At 37.5% G+C, this 2,121-nt stretch carries 3 protein-coding genes; all 3 read right to left on the bottom strand.

What is annotated here, in order from left to right; genetic code table 11:
• A partial coding sequence (locus tag P8M54_RS07130; protein ID WP_300286670.1) for a DUF932 domain-containing protein occupies window positions 1–524 on the bottom strand: 524 nt, incomplete at its 3' end.
• Between the two features lie 44 nt (window positions 525–568).
• Complete coding sequence (locus P8M54_RS07135) at window positions 569–961, bottom strand: single-stranded DNA-binding protein (RefSeq protein ID WP_300286672.1); 393 nt, start codon at window positions 959–961, stop codon at window positions 569–571.
• A 676-nt stretch (window positions 962–1,637) separates the two neighbouring features.
• Window positions 1,638–2,121, bottom strand: a 484-nt coding sequence (locus tag P8M54_RS07140; RefSeq protein WP_300286674.1) for a hypothetical protein, incomplete at its 5' end; no start/stop codon positions are given.

Genomic DNA, 2,121 nt, shown 5'->3' on the forward strand with positions numbered 1-2,121 from the left:
AATGCGGCTGTGATACTTCCGCTACCATCGTGGGAAGTGGTCAAGAAAATGTACTTTTCTGTTACATCATCGCCTTTACCTACACGGATATAGTCGGGTAATTTGGCTGTAATAAATATGCGTTCTCCGTTGCCTAATGCTCCTGCGGTTTCGTACAGAATACCCTCGCCACCGCCTACAATAGCATCAAAGAAATTGAAGGCTTCACGGTTTTGTACAATGTGGTAATCCTTGCCGACTACTCCCAATACTGCATTGTTATCGGTGCGTATGTTGGCGAAATAGGTAGGAACTTCCAATTCATTACTGCCTATCTCTATGCCGTTAGTTGTTTCGATAATGCCCGAACATTTGGTAAATAGTGGAGATTTTACGACTTCATAATCTAACCCTGCGTGTCTGATAGCTTCTTCGCTTGTTGGGTATTGCTCCACGATTTGACCTAATCCGTGCCACGCTTTTTGTTGTACGCTAAAAAATGAATAACGTCCTGTTCTCTCGTTGAAATTGATATTATGTGCCATAATGTTTAAAATTTATAGTTTGAAAAATGATTAAATACTCGTTGTTAGAATGGGAGGTCATCCTCTGTTTCCTGTGCTGTAACCTTGTTATTTTCAGTTTGTGCAGTAGCCTGTACGGTTTCAGTTTTTCTGCTACTTCCGTGAAGTTTGATTTGCGAAGTATGGAAATTCAGTCCTGCTCTTAATTCTCCGTCATTACCTGCCCACGCCCTTGTGCTTACTCTTCCCGATAGTTCTACCAAAGTGCCTTTTGTGAGTAGCTTGGCTACATTTGGGGTTATCCAATAAGAGCAGTCGAAATAGGTTGTTTGCTCGATGCGTTCGCCCTGCTTGTTACGGTAGCTGTCGTTTATTGCTACTGAAAAGTTTACTACTTGTTTGTCCTGTGACGTTGTGCGTACTTCCGCATCCCTTGTTAGTCTTCCTGTGATGTTCATGATTTCTACTTTTTTGCGTTATTAAATTTGTTCTGATTTTTATTTTTTAAAATTTATTCGGTAATGAGAGGTGGTGCTGAAGTTTCGTTTCTCTTTTTTACCATTTCCAATGTTTATATTTTCCATTTCTGACATTTTTTTTATTCGTTTAAAGAGCCGGAGTATGCTTTGTTTCGTTTCACGAGCATAAAAGGTTCGGGTTTAGCAGCAACAAGGTTTTGACAAAAAAATACGACCCGAATGGGTGGAGATTATTTTGCAAACCCGGAGGGCATGACCTTTTTGCTGTGTTAAGAACACGGAAATACCTTTGCTCTTGAAATAGAACAAATCAGCATACTGGCTCTTGGATAAAAAAAAATGAATTGGAAGTAATGAAAATGACTTTGTGTAAATGGTCTATGTGATTACAAAACCTGCACCCTTGCAGGTACCTACTTATCTCTTGTGTAAATAAGTGGCTAAGGAAGCCACGGAAAGAGTATTGAAGAAAATATTGAAATAGGCTGTGAGAGGCATTTTCTTCAATATTCTTGATTAAAGCATCCAATCAAAGCTCTTTTATGAGCCTTGGACTTTGCAGAGGAAAAATAAATGTGCTTTGAGGATGAAAAAATATGGGCATAAAAAAACCGAGGATTATTCACCTCGGCTATCTATATAGTGTTATATGCAATTATTTGGTAACATTGAAAAGTTTAGCCATATAAGCTACGGTAAATTCGAAAACCTGCTGTTTTGAGTATTTAATTAAGTTATTGTCATCACCATTAATAAGGCTCTGAATATACCTTTCTTTTTGAAGCACCGGAGCGTCGACACCAAATAGCTTTCTCCAGAACATATCGAACATGTCTCGGTAGTATTGTATTGTTTTCTTAACCTTTTCATTTACGATCACCGTATTGAGAAAAGCCTTTCTTTCTGCATTATTAAATATTTTGAAATCAAAAGATTTTTCATTGATATTTATAGCAGTGACAAAGGTTTCTTGTACATTTAGTCCATGGAAAGGTAGAAATTTTATTGCGTCTTCATTCTCGTAAATCTGTATAACAAAATCATTCATGAAGACAATAAAAGGGTTTCTATCATCAGTAAATCCAATGTAGTTTTCTGTATATATCGCGTTTCCTCCAAGAGTTTGGAGATATGTTACT

Source organism: Flavobacterium sp., from assembly GCF_029242675.1.
GTDB lineage: Bacteria > Bacteroidota > Bacteroidia > Flavobacteriales > Flavobacteriaceae > Flavobacterium.